17 protein-coding genes are annotated in these 19,381 nt (G+C 42.3%); 9 read left to right on the top strand and 8 right to left on the bottom strand.

What is annotated here, in order from left to right; translation table 11 throughout:
- Positions 1 to 471: 471 nt before the first annotated feature.
- The 4 genes from GKS34_RS23790 to GKS34_RS19960 all read right to left on the bottom strand — a co-directional run bounded on the left by GKS34_RS23790 (position 472) and on the right by GKS34_RS19960 (position 5,943).
- The gene (locus tag GKS34_RS23790) at positions 472 to 729 is read right to left on the bottom strand and encodes a DUF4221 family protein (protein ID WP_163386858.1); all 258 of its coding nucleotides are present in this window, start codon (positions 727 to 729) and stop codon (positions 472 to 474) included.
- 114 nt (positions 730 to 843) lie between these two features.
- On the bottom strand, positions 844 to 1,908 hold the full coding sequence (locus GKS34_RS19950; RefSeq protein WP_240459382.1) for a hypothetical protein: 1,065 nt from the start codon (positions 1,906 to 1,908) through the stop codon (positions 844 to 846).
- A gap of 215 nt (positions 1,909 to 2,123) precedes the next feature.
- A complete protein-coding gene (locus GKS34_RS19955) occupies positions 2,124 to 4,298 on the bottom strand; it encodes a TonB-dependent receptor (RefSeq protein WP_163386750.1) in 2,175 nt (724 codons plus the stop codon).
- 448 nt (positions 4,299 to 4,746) lie between these two features.
- The gene (locus GKS34_RS19960) at positions 4,747 to 5,943 is read right to left on the bottom strand and encodes a DUF4221 family protein (protein ID WP_163386751.1); all 1,197 of its coding nucleotides are present in this window, start codon (positions 5,941 to 5,943) and stop codon (positions 4,747 to 4,749) included.
- A 425-nt stretch (positions 5,944 to 6,368) separates the two neighbouring features.
- Here GKS34_RS19960 and GKS34_RS19965 point away from each other — a divergent pair, with 425 nt between their 5' ends.
- Together GKS34_RS19965 and GKS34_RS19970 are read left to right on the top strand one after the other, a co-directional pair.
- Positions 6,369 to 6,521, top strand: a complete 153-nt coding sequence (locus GKS34_RS19965) for a hypothetical protein (protein ID WP_163386752.1) — start codon at positions 6,369 to 6,371, stop codon at positions 6,519 to 6,521.
- Positions 6,522 to 6,545: 24 nt separating this feature from the next.
- Complete coding sequence (locus GKS34_RS19970; RefSeq protein WP_163386753.1) at positions 6,546 to 6,713, top strand: PIN domain-containing protein; 168 nt, start codon at positions 6,546 to 6,548, stop codon at positions 6,711 to 6,713.
- Here the strand turns inward: GKS34_RS19970 and GKS34_RS23795 are convergent.
- A complete protein-coding gene (locus GKS34_RS23795) occupies positions 6,700 to 6,885 on the bottom strand; it encodes a phage tail protein (protein ID WP_353960096.1) in 186 nt (61 codons plus the stop codon). The genes GKS34_RS19970 and GKS34_RS23795 overlap by 14 nt on opposite strands.
- A 20-nt stretch (positions 6,886 to 6,905) precedes the next feature.
- Entirely contained in the window at positions 6,906 to 8,063 is a 1,158-nt protein-coding gene (locus tag GKS34_RS19980) for a DUF4221 family protein (protein WP_163386755.1), read from the bottom strand.
- Positions 8,064 to 8,519: 456 nt separating this feature from the next.
- Between GKS34_RS19980 and GKS34_RS19985 the strand changes: the two genes are divergently transcribed.
- The 4 genes from GKS34_RS19985 (at position 8,520) to GKS34_RS20000 (ending at position 12,982) form a co-directional block, all read left to right on the top strand.
- On the top strand, positions 8,520 to 9,653 hold the full coding sequence (locus GKS34_RS19985; protein ID WP_163386756.1) for a dienelactone hydrolase family protein: 1,134 nt from the start codon (positions 8,520 to 8,522) through the stop codon (positions 9,651 to 9,653).
- Between the two features lie 335 nt (positions 9,654 to 9,988).
- A complete protein-coding gene (locus GKS34_RS19990; RefSeq protein WP_163386757.1) occupies positions 9,989 to 11,266 on the top strand; it encodes a hypothetical protein in 1,278 nt (425 codons plus the stop codon).
- A 193-nt stretch (positions 11,267 to 11,459) separates the two neighbouring features.
- Positions 11,460 to 12,377, top strand: coding sequence for an endonuclease/exonuclease/phosphatase family protein (locus tag GKS34_RS19995; RefSeq protein WP_163386758.1), 918 nt, complete (start codon positions 11,460 to 11,462; stop codon positions 12,375 to 12,377).
- Positions 12,378 to 12,547: 170 nt separating this feature from the next.
- Positions 12,548 to 12,982, top strand: a complete 435-nt coding sequence (locus tag GKS34_RS20000) for an FAD-binding oxidoreductase/lyase (protein ID WP_163386759.1) — start codon at positions 12,548 to 12,550, stop codon at positions 12,980 to 12,982.
- A 79-nt stretch (positions 12,983 to 13,061) separates the two neighbouring features.
- Here the strand turns inward: GKS34_RS20000 and GKS34_RS20005 are convergent, their stop codons facing one another.
- Positions 13,062 to 13,682 (bottom strand): HPP family protein, encoded by a 621-nt coding sequence (locus GKS34_RS20005; RefSeq protein WP_163386760.1) that lies wholly within the window; start codon positions 13,680 to 13,682, stop codon positions 13,062 to 13,064.
- 300 nt (positions 13,683 to 13,982) lie between these two features.
- Positions 13,983 to 14,327 carry a putative quinol monooxygenase gene (locus GKS34_RS20010; RefSeq protein WP_163386761.1) on the bottom strand — a complete coding sequence of 115 codons (345 nt, stop codon included), beginning with the start codon at positions 14,325 to 14,327 and terminating at the stop codon, positions 13,983 to 13,985.
- 698 nt (positions 14,328 to 15,025) lie between these two features.
- Here GKS34_RS20010 and GKS34_RS20015 point away from each other — a divergent pair.
- From GKS34_RS20015 to GKS34_RS20025, 3 genes are all read left to right on the top strand, one after another.
- Positions 15,026 to 16,624 carry a sodium:solute symporter family transporter gene (locus GKS34_RS20015; RefSeq protein WP_163386762.1) on the top strand — a complete coding sequence of 533 codons (1,599 nt, stop codon included), beginning with the start codon at positions 15,026 to 15,028 and terminating at the stop codon, positions 16,622 to 16,624.
- A gap of 48 nt (positions 16,625 to 16,672) precedes the next feature.
- Complete coding sequence (locus tag GKS34_RS20020; RefSeq protein ID WP_163386763.1) at positions 16,673 to 17,740, top strand: Gfo/Idh/MocA family protein; 1,068 nt, start codon at positions 16,673 to 16,675, stop codon at positions 17,738 to 17,740.
- 83 nt (positions 17,741 to 17,823) lie between these two features.
- Positions 17,824 to 19,089, top strand: coding sequence for an enolase C-terminal domain-like protein (locus GKS34_RS20025; protein WP_163386764.1), 1,266 nt, complete (start codon positions 17,824 to 17,826; stop codon positions 19,087 to 19,089).
- Positions 19,090 to 19,381: the final 292 nt, after the last annotated feature.

Here is a 19,381-nt window from a genome sequence, read left to right on the forward strand (position 1 = left end):
TATACGAGTCATGTTCATGTGCCTTCAAAAAATTCGCGGGATTTTTGTATCCTTCCTACAATGAATCGCTCCAAAACTATCCCCTTTTCGTAATTTCACATCGCTGTGATTAAATTCTAGACTACTTTTACAAGCTCACCCCCTGGGTTAAAGAGGATTATTTCATTGAAATATTCGTGGCTTACATAAATATAATTCCCGTCAACATTGAGAAATACCCAAGGGTCACGTAAGTAATTGACATCTTTCAAAAAATAATCAGTAAAGGAATTCACTGGATCTATATCGATATTTTTAACCCGATTGTCCAGGACTGAAAAAATTCCCAAAAAGCCGTCTTTTTCATAAAATCGAAATTGGTTCCCACTACCCGCCAATCCCTGGTGTTCACCACTAACTCCATTCTCGGCGGTACAGCACCAAATGGGTCTCCTACGGAATCCTTTGCTGAAAGCCAATTGACCTTTTGAACTACACGCCCCTTTCTATCGATAATCGTGGAGAAAGGCACTGATTTGGAAAAAATAGGTTATCATCATCTAAATACTGCAGCCCATAGATAGCATTTCCTAACCCATTGGGCCCTTCAGCATCCAGGGGAAAGGTTTTCACAAACTCTTTCCGATCGAGGTTAATTTCGTCAATGGAATGATCATGGTAATTAGATATGAAAAAGGATTTTTCATCATCACCAAGTCCGAAACCCTCATATACCCTGACGCATCCAATATTCGTTCTTTATCCCGTCTGTTTCTGTACTATTATTTGGCTTTCCACAGTCTCATGCCCACAAGCGGTTCCTTTTTTTTTGCAACCACTGAAAAAGAAATGAAGTGGTGTTGTCTATAAAATACTTCCCTGGCTTTTTTTAAAAACTATGGTATTTTCTTTTTCCCACACATAAACTATTTTATTATCTGTTGTTCTGATTGCCACTAAAAAGCTGCCTTCGCCGATTGTAACTGGACTTGCAGAACCCAATTCTTGCACCTTCAATTTTTTGCCCTCCTGCCATGTCATAACTGGATGATTATTGCCTGTTATATAGCAAGAACGCCCATTTCCAACTTGAATCTCGTTCTTTTGTGGTTGTGCATAAAAAATCTTTCCCTCCCGCTGCCAAACAGTATGTATCGCCGAGTTTTTACCCAAAGTTATTGCTCCTCCATCCATTGGGCAACCTTTGAGTTTCCAGGTGCCATTTCCCAATTTTTGAGCTATCCCAAAGGTTTTCCCCCTATCAGCAGATTGAATAAAATAGAGATCCCTTGATTCGTCAAACCAGTTTCTGAACATGATCACTACCTGAGAACCCTCTACAGCAATGTTTGGCTTACAACATTCACATACCGTCCCATCCGGTGAGGTATAAACTATTGAATTATTTTCCCATTTGCCTTCCTTTGCAGATAAAGAGGAAAAACCTATTTTATTTTTTCTGTCATTCCGTAAATCTAACCATACCGCATAAAAGTTGTTTTGCTTATCTGCTGCAATACTCATTAGACCTTCGGGTGCAGGGGATGGAATGTCATTTACAAGGCCTTTTTTGCTCCATATACCATTAGAATGATCCAATTGAAAAAAATGGATATTTCCCGGTTTGTCCATGGCGGTAATTATCGAGTAATTTTTTGAGCTGGCAAGTTGAGGCCCCCTGGTCATCCCCAGGTGCATTTGGGACACCTTACCCACTAATACAGGTTTTGAAAAAGAATTTCCATCATCTATTGAAGTAGAGCAAAATATACTGTCGTTTCTGCCAAAAACAGTTCTAACCACACCTTTAAAATCTATACTAAGTTGCGGCTGCTTTCCAGTTGCTATGATATTGCTATCAGGATCTGAAAAAGAGAATAATAACCCCAACAAAAAGAGGGCCTGAACTTGAAACAGAAAATTTCTCATACTATGTAATTTTTGGAGAACGAACAAAACCATTTAGTTATACCGAATATATTTTTAGATTACAAATTAACCATTGTAAGGTGGAAATACAGCATTATTCCGAAGAAAGATGTTAAAACTAATATTCTTTTACAGGCACCTTTTTCCTAAAAAGATAAATGGCTGTGTAAGCTCCCCTAAAAGTAGGCCATGAAGATGAATTTAATTGATCCGATTTAAAAATGTAACTTAACCCCACCGTTAATCACAAACCCATCCACCGGGGCATAGATATCCCTAAACTGGGGGTTGCTGATGGAGCCCGTATAGATGGTATCAAAAGCTGTCTGACGGGTATCCAGGAAATTCTCAAAGTTCAGGAAAACCGATATATTCTCCCCAAACTTCTTCTCAGACATCAATCCCACAATCCAATAGGACTGTCCTGTCTGACCATCATTCAAGAGCTGTGGGCTGAAATAATAGGCCTCCAGTCCAATCCAAAAATCTTCATGCTTTTCATACATCAGCACATTATTGAGTCTATGTTTGGCCACCAGTGGGTATTCCTTGCTAATACCACCTTGCCGTTCCTCGACATCCGAAAAGGTATATCCAAAAAACAGCTTCCAATTCCGGTAGTTCCACTTCAAATTGAGCTCCAATCCCTGGGTCTGAATCTGACCCTCAGGCTGGCGAAATTTAAATTCCGACCCCTCCGCAACCAATAATAGTGGATCCTGAATCTGGGTATAAAAAAACAGCGTATTGGTATTCAAGGTTAGCTCTTCACCCAGCGCCAATTTATAATTGATGTCCAGATTGGCTCCGGCAGATCGTTCCGCATCAAACTGGGAAGGATTGATAGGCTGTACATTTCTAAAGGAAATCCGTTCTGCTTCTTCTGAAAATACTGTCGGAGATTTGTATCCAAGCCCTCCTCCCAGCCGGAAAGTCAATCGCTCAGAGGGCTCCATCATCAGAGAAAGCCTTGGCAAGGGAAATAGCCCGTAGTCATTCTGATAATCCAGCCTAAACCCGGATTCCAAGGTCCACATTTCGGCCATATTCCAAATATTCTGTACAAATGCCCCCACCGTATTCAACTGATAATCCAACGGATCGGACAGGTCTCCCCTATTTTGATCAAAATTTTCGGTCCACAGATTGACTCCGGATATCCATTCAGTTTTGCCGCTTTGCATTTGGAAATTCAGTTCGGAAAAAGAGGAAAATTGCTTACCACCAAACTGATAATCCCGTAAAGAGATCTTTCGATCGAAAAAGTTCAGGCTGTTTTTAAATTCCAATACCTTATTCCCTTCCCATTTCTTTTGGTAACTCAATTGCGTAGAAAAGCGGTCCGTTTCATTTCGCTCAAAATAGGGATCGTTCACGGACTCCCCTTCGATGTAGTCCAAATTGCCTCCCAATCGATCCTCCCTGGTCCAGTTAAAGCCCAGCATCCACTCCGACTCCTCATTCGGATTCCAAAACACCTTGGGATTGACAGTGAATCGTTCAAACTCAGGTATCGCCGTCAATCCCACCGAAGAAGGATCATAGGCATTCCCCTTATTATAGGAAACAAATAGTGTGGTCCCCAGGCTTTCGAATTGCTCAGAATAAAAAGCGCTGGCATCCAGCCCCAAAGCCGAAGTACCATTGACCATCAGATCTACGCCTCCATCTTCTTGTGGCCGCTTTGAAATTAAATTCACCAGGCCTGCGATGGCACCTCCTCCATAGAGCGTCGAAGCGGAACCTTTGATCACTTCCACCTGTGCCAAATCCAACGGAGGGATCTGCATTAAACTCAGCCCACCGGAATACCCCGCATAAAGTGGCAGGCCGTCCCGCAATAGCTGTGTGTACTTTCCGTCCAGACCTTGAATACGGATACTGGAATTGTAGCTTGTGGCGGAGGTCTGCTGCGTCTGAATTCCAGTACTTTCATTAAGCAACATGCGGATATCGCCGGGTTTCATATTGCCTTTCTCGGCAAGTTCCTCCCCGGCGATGACTTCCACACGGGTAGGTACATCCTCGATCACCCGGCTGGAACGCATAGACTGGACCACAATGGCTTCCATTTCACCCTCCTGTGAATGAAGGGCAATAAGATCAGGTTGGGTCTGATTCTGCGGAAATTTGCGTTCCAATCTGGCAGTTCGGTATCCCAAAAATCTTACTTCAATGATATAGGTACCGGAAGGAATCGAATCAAAACTGATTTTTCCCTCTTCATCGGCTACCGCAGCCAGAGTAGTATTTAAAAACTGAAGCGTAGCGCCCGGAAGGGGCTGTCCTGACTCGGCATCAATGATCTTAACCTGATAGTCAACTGCGGATTGGGTAAAGGCTTCATTGGTCAATAGCAAGACCAACATCAGCCCAAATAAATATTTCATTTTTTGGATAGAATTAAGGTGAATAATAAAAGGAAAAGTACGGTTGATCAGGCAAGCTGAAAAAATGTTCGAGGGGGCTTCAAAGGAAGAAATAAATCACCAATAGGTAGTTTAAAAGAATAGTCAAAAAATAACAAGGAAACCGGTTGATTAGCAGCCTTTAAATCCAATAGCAAGGTTTTTGGAGAAATACAGCCCGCACAGGCCCCGCAGCTGTAAAAGGGAGAGCATGGGAGTTCGTCAGGGCATTCCTCTCCCGCTGTTTGGGACTCCCCTGTACACCTATCAACCTCTGCCTCCTTATGATTTGCTGCATCGCAACAGGGTACTATGGAGAACCAGCCGATTAATAACACCAATGGAAATACCCATCCTTTCATCGCTTAAAGGTACGTAAAATTGTTTTTGATTGAAATTTCTCTTTCAGGGATTGAACAAGGGGTACTCCTTATAGATCAAAAACAAAAAATCCAAGTTCATCCGAGAAATTCTGACTTACCCAAAGCTTCCCGTCCTTCGCAAAATACTTGTAATTCGCGGAAAACAGCTCTTTGAGTTCAACCTCTCCAACGAGGTCAAATTCAGCATCGAGCACCGACAAAAACACCCTGGCCTTGGGAAACGATGCGGTTTCATCAGATCCATCTCCGTAGATCCACTGTGCCGACAATCGGAAATACCGTCGGTTTACTTTGTCCCATACCGGGGGTTGAAAATAGACTTGTTCCCCAAGCTTTCGTTGCTCCTTTCTAATTTGCTCCCGGGTTCCATTTAAAATTTCCGGCAATTTAGGCCTCTTAGGCGTCAGTTTTGGTTCGTAATCAACTACTTTTACAAGCTCACCCGCTGGATTAAATAGGATTATTTCATTGGAATATTCGTGGGTGACATATATATGGTTGTCGTCAGAAGTGAGATATACCCATGGGGGACGAAAGTTGGTTCCAGCTTTCAAGAAATAGCCGGAAAAGGAATTCTTGGAATCTATATCGATATTCTTAACCCGGTTATCCAGGACTGAAAAAACTCCCAAAAATGCCGTCTCTTTCATAAAATCGAGATTGGTTCCCACCACCCGCCAGTCCTCGATGTCCACAATTAACTCCGTTCTCGGCGGAACATCACCAAATGGCCCCCCTAAGGAATCCTTGGCTGAAAGCCAATTGACTTTTTGCACCACACGCCCGCTTTTATCAATCACCGAGGAAAACGGTATGGATTTTAGAAACAGCAGGTTATCCTTCAAAGACTGCAAAGCAAAAATATACTGGCCTACCCCATTGGGTCCTTCAGCATCCAGGGGGAAGGATCTCACAAACGTTTTCCGATCGAGGTTAATTTCGTCAATGGAATGATCATGGCGATTATACAGGAAAAAGGATCTTTCATCAGTATTCAAGTCTGTACGCTGCATATACCCTGACAAATCCAATATTCGGTCTTTTGAGTCTATGATAACCGTATCTAGCGAGTAGGCTGTTATCTGACTACCCTGTTCAGTGCCCTTCTCCTGGCAAGCAGAGGAGATATAAAATAGAACTGAAAATAGTAAACATTTCCAACCCTGGAATTCACCTGCCCTGGTCAATTGACTTTTATATGGTACATTAATAAGCTCCAAGCTACATAGTTTCAACTTTCGCATTTCTCTGTTGTTTAAGTGAGTCCCATTTCAATTGCTCTCAATTTTAAACCCATTCAATTTGACTGGCTATTATCTTTAAATCCTCATAATGAGCAATTTACTGCTTGACCCAATTTAAACTAAAATATACGGAATTATTACAAAACTATACTTATAATAATATTTAAAAATAAGTTAAGCCACTCTTTTTCTGCAAAAAATATTACTGAATGATTGAACACCGCTCCTGCCCTTTTCAAATTGTCACTATTTTGGGTTTAACAGATTCCAAAACAAACAAAATTGCATATGTTTTAAATTTGCGCACCTATCCGACCCTATCTTGAAACATCTACCGGTAAAGCCTCATATTCCAGAAATCACCCCAAAAATAATCACCCAGTATTCACTCACCTGGCAGCGACTACATTAACCAGCTGATTGCTATGAACAACCAATTTTCTTTTGATGAAGGGATTAAACTGAAAGCAGAAATTGAGAAAATTTCTTTTGAAAAAAATGTCGATGCTTCTGATGAATTAGAAAGTATAATCGCCAATGGCCCGGTAATGGGCGATGAAAAAATAAAAGGAGTTTGAAAATAATAGAAAAAAATTTAGCCAATGGCGGGAGAAGCGGTTAGTATTCAAAAGAACTTAAAACTGAACAACATGATGATAGCCATTCCCGACTTATTGATTGGGGCAACTGCAGAAGATAATGGTTTGAAAATTGACACAAAAAATACGGATCTTTCCCGTAGGATAACGGGGTTATTCATCCTTGAATAGAACGGGTCCATGTCATGGTTGGGTTACCTTCACCATCATAAAGTTTGATGATTACGGTTTGTGGTTCAATGGTATTCATCCTGATCTTGTTGTGCCAATCCCCAAATAGCCTCTCAGTCTTAAACACACCCTTCTTCAATATCACATTACCATACTTGTGCATCGCAGGCATTTTCAAATTGGGAAAAACAGCTATGCATCAAGGGCCAACCGGACAAAAGCCAATTCGTCATTGACATTAAGATAAAGCCATACTTTTCCGTCTTTCATAAATGGTTTTTGCGGTATGGGAGTCGAAAAAAGTTTACCAATACCATTTGCTACCGCTGCCTCTTTGATCACTTCAAAAGAATCATTGAGAATACTGATAAACACTTTGTGGTCATTCATTTCCGGAAGGCCTTTTTCATTCATCTTTGGTAGACCTAAGATTGAAATTCTAACATACTGGTTATTAGTTGAATCTCTCATTAAGGGTAAAAAGGTGACCTCTTTCCCGATCTCTATTTTTCGAATGTTAAATTCTTCTCTTGAATTGACCTCCCTGGTATAGTTACCTACTTTTTCTGATGCTGTTAGTGTTGGTAAGCAGGCATAATACTTCAAGTTTTCCTCGACTAAATCATATACGGCGATTTTGCTAAACACGGGATTGGTGATGACGAGTTTATTTCCCAATCGAACAATTTCTGTGTTTTGGGGAGAAACGGATGCACCTCTTCCTTGCTGGTACCTTACCGTAAAATCTTTTGCCTTCTCAAATCCATTTAGTTTTACTTTTCTTAAAACATCCGTTTCCTCGTTTAAAATTGCAAAAAATATTTCTCCGGTATCATGATTCTGCACCAGGCCAAAAATCGTTTTATAATCCTTTGTAGGAATAATTTTCGAGGTAAATTGCTCCCTTTTTACTAGTTGATCCCCTTTAAAATCTCGTCCAATTAAAAGATACTTTTTCAGTTTTTGCTTTTCAATGTTGAAAATACTTGTGGAAAAATGACTCGTCAAAATCAAATTGTTGTTGACATCCGAACTTACCCCATATACATAATCACCAAATGCATTGGGCCCATCCTCGTCAAAATCCATCTTTTCTTCAAACTTCAAGGTCTCCAAATTTATCCTTTCCAGGTAGGGACTTGTCCCGCCAGAATTAAAAAGGTACTTGCCATCATTGCTGAGACCCGAAAAATAAATCCCGGAACGCAGGTTGATAAAATCCTCTCCTGTATCGATCAAGACCGTATCAATGGAAACCTCCAATCCATTCACATTCTCATTCCCAGATGAGGATTGATCACAGGAATAAAATGAAAGTATTATTAAAAATAAAATTAGAAGACTTTTCATAAGCCTAATTTTGAACTAAAAAACCACATAAACAAATTTTATGATATAAAAACCCGATTCAATGGTCTGATATTCAACCATTATTTCACATGCTGATTGGTAAACTTAAAGCGATAATTGTCCAGGTGAGGCTTAATCCTTTAATGCCCTCTTTAGAATTTATTCAAGATGCCGATAAAACGAAATAAAACAGGAGCAAACTTTTCCTGGATCATCCTGCGGGTCTAATACTCCCTGGTTCGGTTTTTTTTTTGTTGATTGGTTTCATCTGTTTATATTTTTTTTTCAGCGGCCATATGGAATCTCGCATGCTTTATAGTCATCCCTCCGTGTGACGTTTTCGTCATGCTCGATTTCATATATTTATAATTGTCTTTAGGCGGCTATCAAGTAGATGGGGACAATTATTTTGCAGGAGGTATCCAATTAAAGACAGGAATTTCCTACCTTAAAAACATGAATAATAAAATGTGTTACCCCGGGATATGCTTTCTTGCTTGGGTTTTGCTTGCCGGTTTCCAGGAAGCGGTCGCTCAAAACACGGAGCTGATCGCGCCGGAAGTGGAAACCGCCCGTACGGATGCCTACGAAGAGCAACTGGAAAATTACCTGCGGCATTTTCTGGTAGAGGAGTACGAGGCCCGTGCAGCCAACCGGTGGAACCGCGATTACAGCAGCCCTGCCGCCCTTGAACGAAGCGTCAGCCCCAACCGCAGGCGATGGGAAGAAGTGTTGAGCCCTCCGGTACTCTCCAAGACCGGACCGCTCGAAAATAAACCCCATCCCCTGGGTGAAATAAAGGCCCAATGGCTTACCCTTCCTTTGGGCTTGCTGACAGCGGAAGCGGTACTCGCCTTTCCGGAAGGGACCAGCGAACAGCATCCGGTACCGCTGATCATTGTGCAACACGGCATTGGCAGCACACCGGAAACACCTTTTTCTACCGGTGCCTACCATGAGTACGCCAAAGCACTGCTCGGCGCCGGGTTTGCGGTGCTGCTGCCGATGAACCTGAGATCTGTAGAGCGACGAAATAATGTGGAACGCTACGCTCGCCTGGCGGGTACCAGTTTGCCCGGCATAGAATTGGTTCGGGTCCAGCACCTGTTGGATGTTGTACTCGCAGATCCCCGGGTGGATGCAGAACGAGTCGGGATGTGGGGCGTTTCCCTGGGAGGGATGGCGACCATGTTCTGGATGCCTCTTGAACCCCGCATAAAAGCAGGGGTGGTTTCGGCCTGGTTCAATCAACGAAGAAATAAAATGGCGGTGCCGGATGAGCGCTACTCGAGCTTTTCACCAAGGGAAGAACATGCTTTTTTTAATGGCTGGTTGACAGAATTTTCAGATTACGATCTCGTTTCCCTGATCGTTCCACGGCCATTGATGATTCAGCATGGAAAGAAAGACAATATAGCGCATTGGCCACAGGTTGTGGAAGAGTATGAAAAAGCAATGGTTCATTATCATAAACTAAAAATGCCAGAACGGATAGAACTCATACTACATGAAGGAGGTCATGAGGCGATAGTGGAGGAAGGGGTAAGATTTTTGACTCACTGGCTAACTGGAACCATTAACGAAAAATAGCGGATTAAATCGTCCTTTCCGACCACATCGGCCGCTTTTCCATTTACACACTGCTACCAGGTTAATAGCAGGGATTTTTTTATTAGACAATGAATTCCGAAGAAAAAGCCTTTGAGAATGGGTTTTCTATTTAAAATTTGGACTAATTTCATTAAAACCTTTTAAAAACAGTATTTAGTTGAACTATAAAATCGACTTAATCCTTTTATATACCCAATAGACTGAAAATTCCAGAGAGAGTTATCTGTTTTTTAAAAATGCCCTTTCGCCCCCTCTATTAGACAAATTATCACCAGCTTAGAAGTTTGATTAATTTTCCAAGTACCAATTCCCATATGAATAAAACATTAGTAATCGCATCCGTTTTTTTGATTTTTACTGGAACACTTGCTTCCCAGACCATTATAGACGCTTCAGAAAATGATTCATCAGGTATAAAAACCATGGAAATACGGAGTCAGGATTTTATTTCAGTGTTTTTGGATTGCCGAGGCTGCGACAACAACTTTATCCGACAGCAAATAGATTTTGTCAAATATGTTAGAGATCCGACCTTAGGACAAGTGCATCTTTTTATAAATTCTCAAGGTACCGGCAGCGGTGGACGTGCATTCTCTCTTTCATTTATAGGAAAAGGTGAGTTTGAAGGAATCAACAACAAATTGACATACACCTCTCTCCAAACTTCTACCAGAGATGAAGAAAGAAAAGGACTGAATTCCATTATAAAATTAGGTCTAGTACCTTATGTGGCCCACACTTCGATAGCTGAGAAACTTGTTGTTTCTATTTCTGACGTGGAACTTCAGCAGGCCCCTGAAAAGGATAACTGGAACAACTGGATTTTTGAGATTTATGGAGGCATCAACTTTGAAAAAGAAACAAGTAAAAGTGCTCTTGACCTGAGATACGGCTTTTCTGCGGATCATATTACCGAAAATTGGCGAATTCGCCTTCGTCCCTATTTCAATTATAATCGAATAAATTTCATTAGAAACGAGGAAGAATTCCAGAGTATCCTTCACCGGAATGGATTTTATGGGCGCGCAGTAAAAAGTATCAACTCCCATTGGTCGGTAGGTTTGTTCAACACCATGATTTCTTCGACTTATGGAAATATTGACTTTGGAATTTCAGTAAGGCCCGCTATTGAATACAGTTTTTATCCTTATAAAGAAGCGCTTCGAAAGGAAGTTACCCTCGCCTACAGCGCAGGATTTGACAAGCGAAGTTATATGGAAGAAACCGTATTTGGAAAACTTGCAGAAACCCTTCCCAATCATGCACTGGAATTTGGCGTGAGAATCCGACAACCATGGGGTTCGTTACGGGTGGAGCTTGAAGGATCTCAGTTCTTACATGATATGAGCAAAAACCGGCTTTCTTTTGAAAGTGACCTTTCCTGGAGAATCTATAAAGGGTTGTCGGTCAACTTAAGGTCTGAAATTGACATCGTGCGGGACCAGTTATCCCTGCCTGCAGGAGATATATCAGTAGAAGACATTTTGTTACAGCAGCGGCAGCTGGCTACCGACTATGGGGTCTCGGTAACATTTGGAGTCGCCTATAGTTTTGGATCCATGTATAACAGTGTCGTGAACACCAGACTTTAATGTTTTTGCAATTTAAGGCTGGACAAAAGCAAGGTACTATGTAGGAGCCTATTTCAATTCGGTGAAAACGGAACAGGTCATTTTAATCAAAACCAAATTAGGGGTCAGTTTCTTGCGGACTATGGTTGAAACACGCTCCATTAGGAGCTTTCGTTGAAAATTTGCTATTTTTAACCAACCAAACCCCCATCGAATGAACCGGCTTTTTCTTATCCTGGCAACGCTCGTTTTTCTTCAGGGAAACGCATCCGCCCAAAATCAATCGTTAAAAGTCATCAGTTACAATATCTGGAATGGATTTGACTGGGGTAAGGATGCGGAACGGGAAAAGGCCATGGTTCAGTGGATTCAGGAACAGGACCCGGATGTAATCGGGTTTCAGGAGCTCAATGCCTTTACTCCTGAGAAGCTAGCGCAGATGGCCCTTGAGTGGGGCCACCCCTATTCCCTGCTTTTAAAAGAAGATGGGTATCCGATAGGCATTACTTCGAAGACACCACTGGAACTTAAAAGCCGTATGCTGGGAGGGTTTTGGCATGGGATGCTGCACGCCAAAACCCGTGACATCGACTTTCTGGTGGTCCACCTCAGTCCCCAGGATTGGCAATTCCGGCGATCGGAAGCAGAGATTGTTTCAACCTATATCGAAAATGTTCTGGTCAAAAACCAGCAGGACAAGTATATGGTTGTCGGGGATTTTAATGCCCATTCTCCTTTTGACGCGGGATTTGACCGGGCCCATCCGGAAACCCTTCGACGCAATCGGGAAGGGGATAGCCTGCGATTCGCAGAAAAGGGTGCGGAAGCATTCCAGACACTACGTAACGGCACCTTTGACTACAGCGTCATGTCCCGGTTTTTATCGCTTCCCTTGATAGACGTGGTCCAAACCCATACCGAAGAAAATCAGAAGACATCCTTCCCGACTCCATTAATCACGCAAGATCTATCCGCTGAACAACGTGCTAGCTACCAGCAACGAATTGATTACATCCTGGTTAGTCCTTATTTTGAATTCAGATGTACGCAAGCTGAAGTGGTCAACACAGGAACACCGGATCGGCTATCCGATCACTATCCGGTCGTCGCATCCTTTACCTGGGATGAATGATTTTGCAGATTTGGTTTTTTGGCCACATGTCATTTTTGGTGTCCTGGCGATAGGGGCAGGTTTGTTTACAGAAAAAAGCTCCGTACGGCTATCAACTAGTGAAGCATGATCTTACCTAAAGGAATATCAGGTACCTTTTAGGCAACGATTCGGTAGGCAAGGAAGATCAAATGAAGTCCAGTTACCAAGGACTTGAAGTATACCTTCGTACACATTTCGATATAGATCGTATTGATCGTATTTGGGCAACACAAAATTACCGTCCCGCCGATCATCTACCCTATATCGGTACAAGTGTCGGTGACAGCAATGTATACATTGCGACCGGTTTTGCTGCAGATGGATTGGTGTGCGGCACTGCGGCAGGTTCAATTATCAGTGATCTGATTAATGGCAAGGAGAATCGGTGGGCGAAGCTATATAATTCAAAAAGGTTTACGCCGGTCGTTTCGGCAAAAACAATTATAAAGGAAAATTTTCAAGTTGGTAAGGAATTACTGAAGGATTACCCTTTCTACGACAGCAACACGGAATTGAGCCAACTCAAAAATGAGCAATCCTTTAATATTGTGCGATCCAAATCCAGATCAAAGCCAGGTGCCTGATGTGATGCTCATGTTGGCATCACTTATCTAAAAACCGATTCAGTTATTAAAGGCCACAACTTAATCTGAATTTACTTTTCTAGGAATGCGGTCTCCAATAGAGTATTTTTTGAAAATACCCTAGTTTTCGGATAGTGACATTTCTGTAGGGATAAATCCTATTTTTGGAAATATTATTGAAAATTAAGGCTACAATGAAGAGGATCATAACACCTGTCAAAACGGGGTTGATAACGTAGAAATAGCCCATCTCTCTGATTTCCGAGGAACCTATATTTGCTATTAAGGCGATTGCGCCACCAGGAGGATGTAATGTTTTCGTATACTGCATGGCTAAAATCGACAGAGATACAGCCAGTGCCGGGGTCAACCAGATAACATCACTTGAATCAAATAATCTGTAAACCGTTACGCCAATAATCGCTGAAATAAGACTTCCAAATATCATATTTCTGGGTTGGGCGAGTGGACTATTTGGGGCTCCAAAAAGTAAAACAGAAGTCGCTCCGAATGCGCCGATCAGGAATAAGAAATCTTGATTTTCATCATTGCTAAATAAAATTTGTAACAAACCAATTCCGCTAAGTGCTAGCAAAGATCCAAAAAAAGCCCACAGATTATCAATCGGATTGTGGCTGGTTTCTTTATAAATGATATAACGAGCTTTTCTTAATCTTTTTTTAAATTTTTTGGAAGCCATCTGTCTGAATTATGGAATTTCAAACTTAAATAAAAACGAAAGATGAAAAAAGGTGGTTAGACTGAAGGTTTATAATTTTAGGTTTTGAGGTCTTTTAAAGTTGGATAGACCGTTTACCCTGGAAATGTGAACAAAAAAAAGCCCCGCAGGGCTTTTTATCAAGAATTGGATTTCGTAGACTTTCTCCGTTTCGGGGAAGCGACCTTTTTATTGATAATGTGTTTTTCCAAATTGATCCGGCTCCTTAAATGCGCTATTGCACAGTACCTGTCTAATTGTAGAATGCAAGATGCCACCGAATTATAAACCTTGATAAAAGGTATAAATCTTTATTTTTAGGCCACTTGTTGCATTTAGAAGTTCTTCAGAAGGTTGCCCGTATACCTCAGCGGAAAATTCACCTAGTGAAAGAATTTTTCCAAACAAGTCTCCTAAATTACCCAGGTGCGCTAGTAAGGCATTGGAGTCGGGGTACGTTTCCCTGAGAACACATTCGGTTTGCTCCTTGTCAAAGTACCAGTCATATTGAAGCGTATCCTTGTCCTTTGTTTTTACGACAGAGAGACATTCTTTTGCGAGCTTTTTAAACGCTTCTAATTTTCCATTATGGATTTGAAATCGTGCACTAATTTGTAAATTGCTCATAAGTAGTATTGTTTAGATGTATAATAGAAAACCAATGTTGACAAAGGTTTTATTGTTACAGCTTTTTCCTCACAAACCCTCGCAATTTAGATGGATTTCCTAAGCCCATTCTTCCTTTTAAAATCAATCTGCATTGATAAAACCTCACCAATCATAATCAAGCGCACCCATCCAACAAAATGTCAAATAAAGATAGCAAAATATTTTGGTTTATAAAACAGCTTATACACGGTTTTTTATATATGGAAATAAGGTAAAATCAATATTTTATATCTAAGGTTTTAATATTATAAACTTATAGATTTTTTCACACACCCCTTTTTTTGAAAACCGAATCCATCAAACCTCTGATCATTAAAACTTGATAGGTGTTTATCGTAGAAGGTAAGCCCACTAGGGAACACTAGTTAACTACTCTGTAAAAGGTTGGGGATAGACGATTGCATCAATCTTAGCGTTTTTTCCACCAGACCTAATCCTCCAGGGTTATCGCCTCAGAAGAATTCTAAAAGTATTTTTAGGTCCTTTGCCCTAGATTATATATTTTTGGCCGGATTAGTTTTAAAAAAAATGCAGGTAGGCATCCGAATGGCCTTTGGAAGGATAGGTCTTATTAACCAGATCGGGAGCTCGGAAGATAAATTCACCAACCGGCTTTCTATTCAGGTTAGGTTGCTCCGTGAAACAAACTGTATGCTATGAATTCAATTGAATTAGTAGACCTTTTGGTCATCGTAGGCTACCTGCTAGGCATCGTCGGTATCGGGCTTTTTTCCGTTCGGAAAAAGAAACAAACGAGCGAGGGCTATTTTTTGGCGGGCAAGTCATTGTCATGGGCTGTTATCGGTGCTTCTCTCTTTGCCTCCAATATTTCTACCGTGCACCTCGTAGGCCTGGCGGAATCCGGATTTACGGATGGCATCGTTTGGGGGAATTTTGAGTGGTTTTCTGGAATCGAACTCCTCATTCTTGCCTTTGTATTCATTCCCTTTTACTTGCGCACCAAAATCACCACCCTGCCCCAGTTTCTGGAAAAACGCTATGATTCCCGATCCCGAGTGGTGTTGGCCATATTCAGTATCCTTGCGGCGCTTTTTATGCACATTGGGGTAAGTTTATATGCCGGTGCCGTCGTGTTTGAGAATGTATTCGGACTAAGCATTCCGGTTTCGATTGTCATCATAGCTCTGGCGACTGGGGTATATACGATTGTTGGAGGATTGACTTCCGTGGTAATTACGGAAGCGGTTCAGACAGTCATTTTAATTGCCGGTTCATTTACCATTACCCTACTGGCCATCTACCGGTTGCCAGAGATCGGCATTACTTCTTATGAGGAGTTAAAAATGGCTGTAGACCCCAATCGCTTTAAAATTGTAAGTTTCGACACCGCAAAAACGGGGTTTTCTTTTACCGACATGCTATTCGGACACCTGATTTTGGGGATCTGGTATTGGTGCACGGATCAGACCATCGTGCAGCGTGTATTAGGCGCCCGCTCAGAAAAGCAGGCAAAGCTAGGCGCATTATTTGCCGGCTTCCTAAAAATACTTCCCGTATTCATCATGGTCATTCCCGGAATTTTAGCCTTTGCTTTATTCCGACAAGAAATTGGGAATGACACCAAAAGTGTCCTGCCAGTAATGATAACCCATTTAATGCCGATCGGACTGAAAGGGCTCATGGTGGCGGCCCTCCTGGCTGCAGTCATGAGCAGTGTGGCTGCGGCTATCAATAGTTGCTCCACGCTGATTGTATATGACGTATTCAATAAACTTAATCCCAACCTACCTGACAGGAGAAAAATCTTTATCGGAAGGGTTACGGGAGTGGTGGTCTTACTTTCAGCCGTGATTTGGTCGCCTTTCCTGGGGAATTTGGGGACCATATTTGAATTGATCAACCAAATGTTTTCCATACTTGCACCCTCCATCGTAGCCGTTTTCCTGTTGGGAATACTATCTTCCAGGGGAACGGCAAATGCTGCGTTTTACACCCTGTTGATCGGCAGTTTGTTCGCTGCTTCGGTTTTTATTGTAGAAAAGTACCTACCCATCGGAGGGATTTCGAATTACATATCCAGTCCGGATGGCATGGGCATCAACTGGCTAAAGCAAACCTATCTTTTCTTCATTTTCTCTTCCTTGCTCTATGCCGCTATTTCCTATTTTGATAAAAAAGACCAGGTCATTTTCCCTGGGTTTTACTTAAAAGTCCGCAGTCCTTCCACCCTTGTTAATTGGCTGAGTGTCGTTTTAATACTCTCCATGTTGATCCTGTACTGGACTTTCTATTAAATAAAAAAATAAATCCTGTAGCTGAAAAAAATAATATTATTCTAAAAAATGCAACTTAACCAAAGCCCGGTAATTCCTGAGAACCCGCTTCCCATTGTCATCATAGGAGCAGGCGGAATTGTGCGCGATGCCCACCTGCCTGCCTATGCTATGGCGCAGTTCCCTGTCGCCGGCATCTATGATTTAAGTCCAGGCAAAGCGAAATCACTGGCGGAGACCTTTGGTATGGTGCAGGGTGCATTTGATTCGCTGGATTTGCTACTCCGGAAGGCCCGGGAAGTGGGAGCTGTGTTTGATCTGGCAGTTCCCGCCGACCAAATCCTGGAAATGTTACCGCAGTTACCCGATGGATCGGCGGTGTTGATACAGAAACCCATGGGTGAGAACCTGAAGGAGGCCGGCGAAATTCGGGACCTCTGTCGAAAAAAATCTCTTGTGGCAGCTATCAATTTTCAACTTCGGCATGCGCCATTTATGTTAGCTGCAAAAGATGTGATTCGTCAGGGGCTGATCGGGGAAGTGTTTGATATGGAGTTTAAAGTATGTGTATATACCCCCTGGGAATTATGGGAATTCCTGAAAAACAAACCAAGGCTGGAGATTTTATATCATAGCATCCATTACGTGGATACGGTCAGGGACTTTTTTGGCGATCCTGCTCAGGTGTATGCCAATACGATCAAACACCCGAATAGTACCTCATTAGCGGCAACCAGAAGCACGATCGTTCTGGACTACGACAGGTTTAGACAAGCCCGTATCCTGACCAATCATGGGCACGATTACGGATCGAAACACCAGGAATCTTATCTAAAAATAGAAGGAACCGAGGGTGCCATTAAGATACAAATCGGGGTCTCCTTTGATTATCCAAAAGGCAGACCTTCGAAATTCGAATATTACAGCAAAAAGGCTAAAGAGAAGGGTTGGCAGGAGCTTCCTTTGACTGGAGACTGGTTTCCACAGGCATTTATTGGCCCCATGGCATCGTTACAAAACCACCTAAAAAACCCTTCCGCAGCTTTTCCAAATGCGGTGGAAGATGCCTTCCAAACCATGCGTTTGGTCGAAAAATTATATGAATCGAGTGAACAAAGTGGATTGGCCTTCGACTAAACGGGGCTGAAAATAACTATTCGTTGCAGGCTCTTTAGTTTCGTTTACCGACTACCGGGCAGCAACCTTAACATGCAAAATCAATGAAGAAATCAATTCTTATTAAAACCGGCAAATCTCAGGATGTCCAGTTTGCTTTGGAAAATGGTGCCGGTTCGGATGCGGTTCATTCTACGCCCACCTATGCCTATGCGGTATGCAAATTACAAACGGATACTTCGTTGGAGGGAGTTGGGCTGGCCTTTACGCTGGGTGCCGGGAACAGGCTGGTATGTGGCGCCATTGATTATTTGGTTCGGCACGTTGAAGGCCGGGAAATAAATGAGCTTATGGCTGATTTTGGATCCACCTACAAAAAGATGGCCGACGACCCCAACCTCAGGTGGCTGGGGCCGCACAAAGGAGTGATTCACCTGGCCCTGGCCTCGGTGGTAAATGCTTGTTATGACCTTTGGGCTAAATCCAGGAGCCAGCCGCTGTGGCAATTGCTGGTAGACCTATCTCCGGAAGAGTTGATCAATACGCTGGATTTCTCCTATTACGAAGACATCCTAACCAAAGAGGAAGCCATCCGGCTAATGAAAAACCAAGAGGCTGGGAAGAGTAGCCGGATGGGCATACTTAAAAACGGTTATCCGGGGTATGACACGTCCATCGGCTGGTTTAATTATTCTGATGAGCAGCTGACCACTAATATTAAAAAATCGATTGATCAGGGCTTTACAGCCATAAAATTAAAAGTCGGTTCCATTAATGAGGAAAGGGATTTTCGCAGGGCAGAACTGGTTCGCAAGGCTGCGGGAGCAAAAGCGACCATCATGCTGGATGCCAATCAGCAATGGCACCTTCCGAAAGCGGTAGCTACCTGCAAGAAACTAATGGTGATAGACCCCTTCTGGATAGAAGAGCCTACCCATCCCGATGATATTCAGGCCCACATTACCCTCTCAAAGGAGGTACCGATTCCAATCGCCCTTGGAGAGCATGTGCCGAACAAAATAATGTTCAAAAATTTTATTCAGTCAGGCTGCATGTCTTTTAATCAGGTGGATGCCGTTAGAGTGGGTGGCGTATCCGAATTTATCCTGATCAGCCTCCTGTCGAGGAAATATTCCATTCCGGTAGTGCCTCACGTAGGGGATATGGGACAGATTCACCAGCACCTGGTTCTTTTTAATCATATTTCGCTTGGCCATCCGGCAATTCTGCTGGAATACATCCCTCATTTAAAAGACTATTTTAAATTTCCTGCTCAAGTGGAGGGAGGAAAGTATAAAACACCTCAGGAACCGGGCTTAAGTTCCGATTTTAAGGATTTTGTAAAGGAGAAAACGGTCCTTTCCCATTGATTTTTCCAATAACAGTCAGATCTGCAAAATTTTGTGATTTATATTTTATCAATTATTAGGTCGTTTGACCTAATCTTCCTAATATTGGGGCAGATGCCCTAAGTTATGTAAATTGCAATCGCCTGTTAATGTGTTTTTTAGGGCATCCATTATCAATTAATTGGATGATCATTCACCAATAAATCCTGGGCCAGGTGTGCCCCACATAGAATGGAAAAAAGAAAAACCTCAAGTATCCGGACCCCCTTTTTGAAAATTTAAATTCCAAGGAATCTAATCCGGAGAAACCAGG

It is taken from the genome of Cyclobacterium jeungdonense (assembly GCF_010994275.1).
GTDB classification, from domain to species: domain Bacteria; phylum Bacteroidota; class Bacteroidia; order Cytophagales; family Cyclobacteriaceae; genus Cyclobacterium; species Cyclobacterium jeungdonense.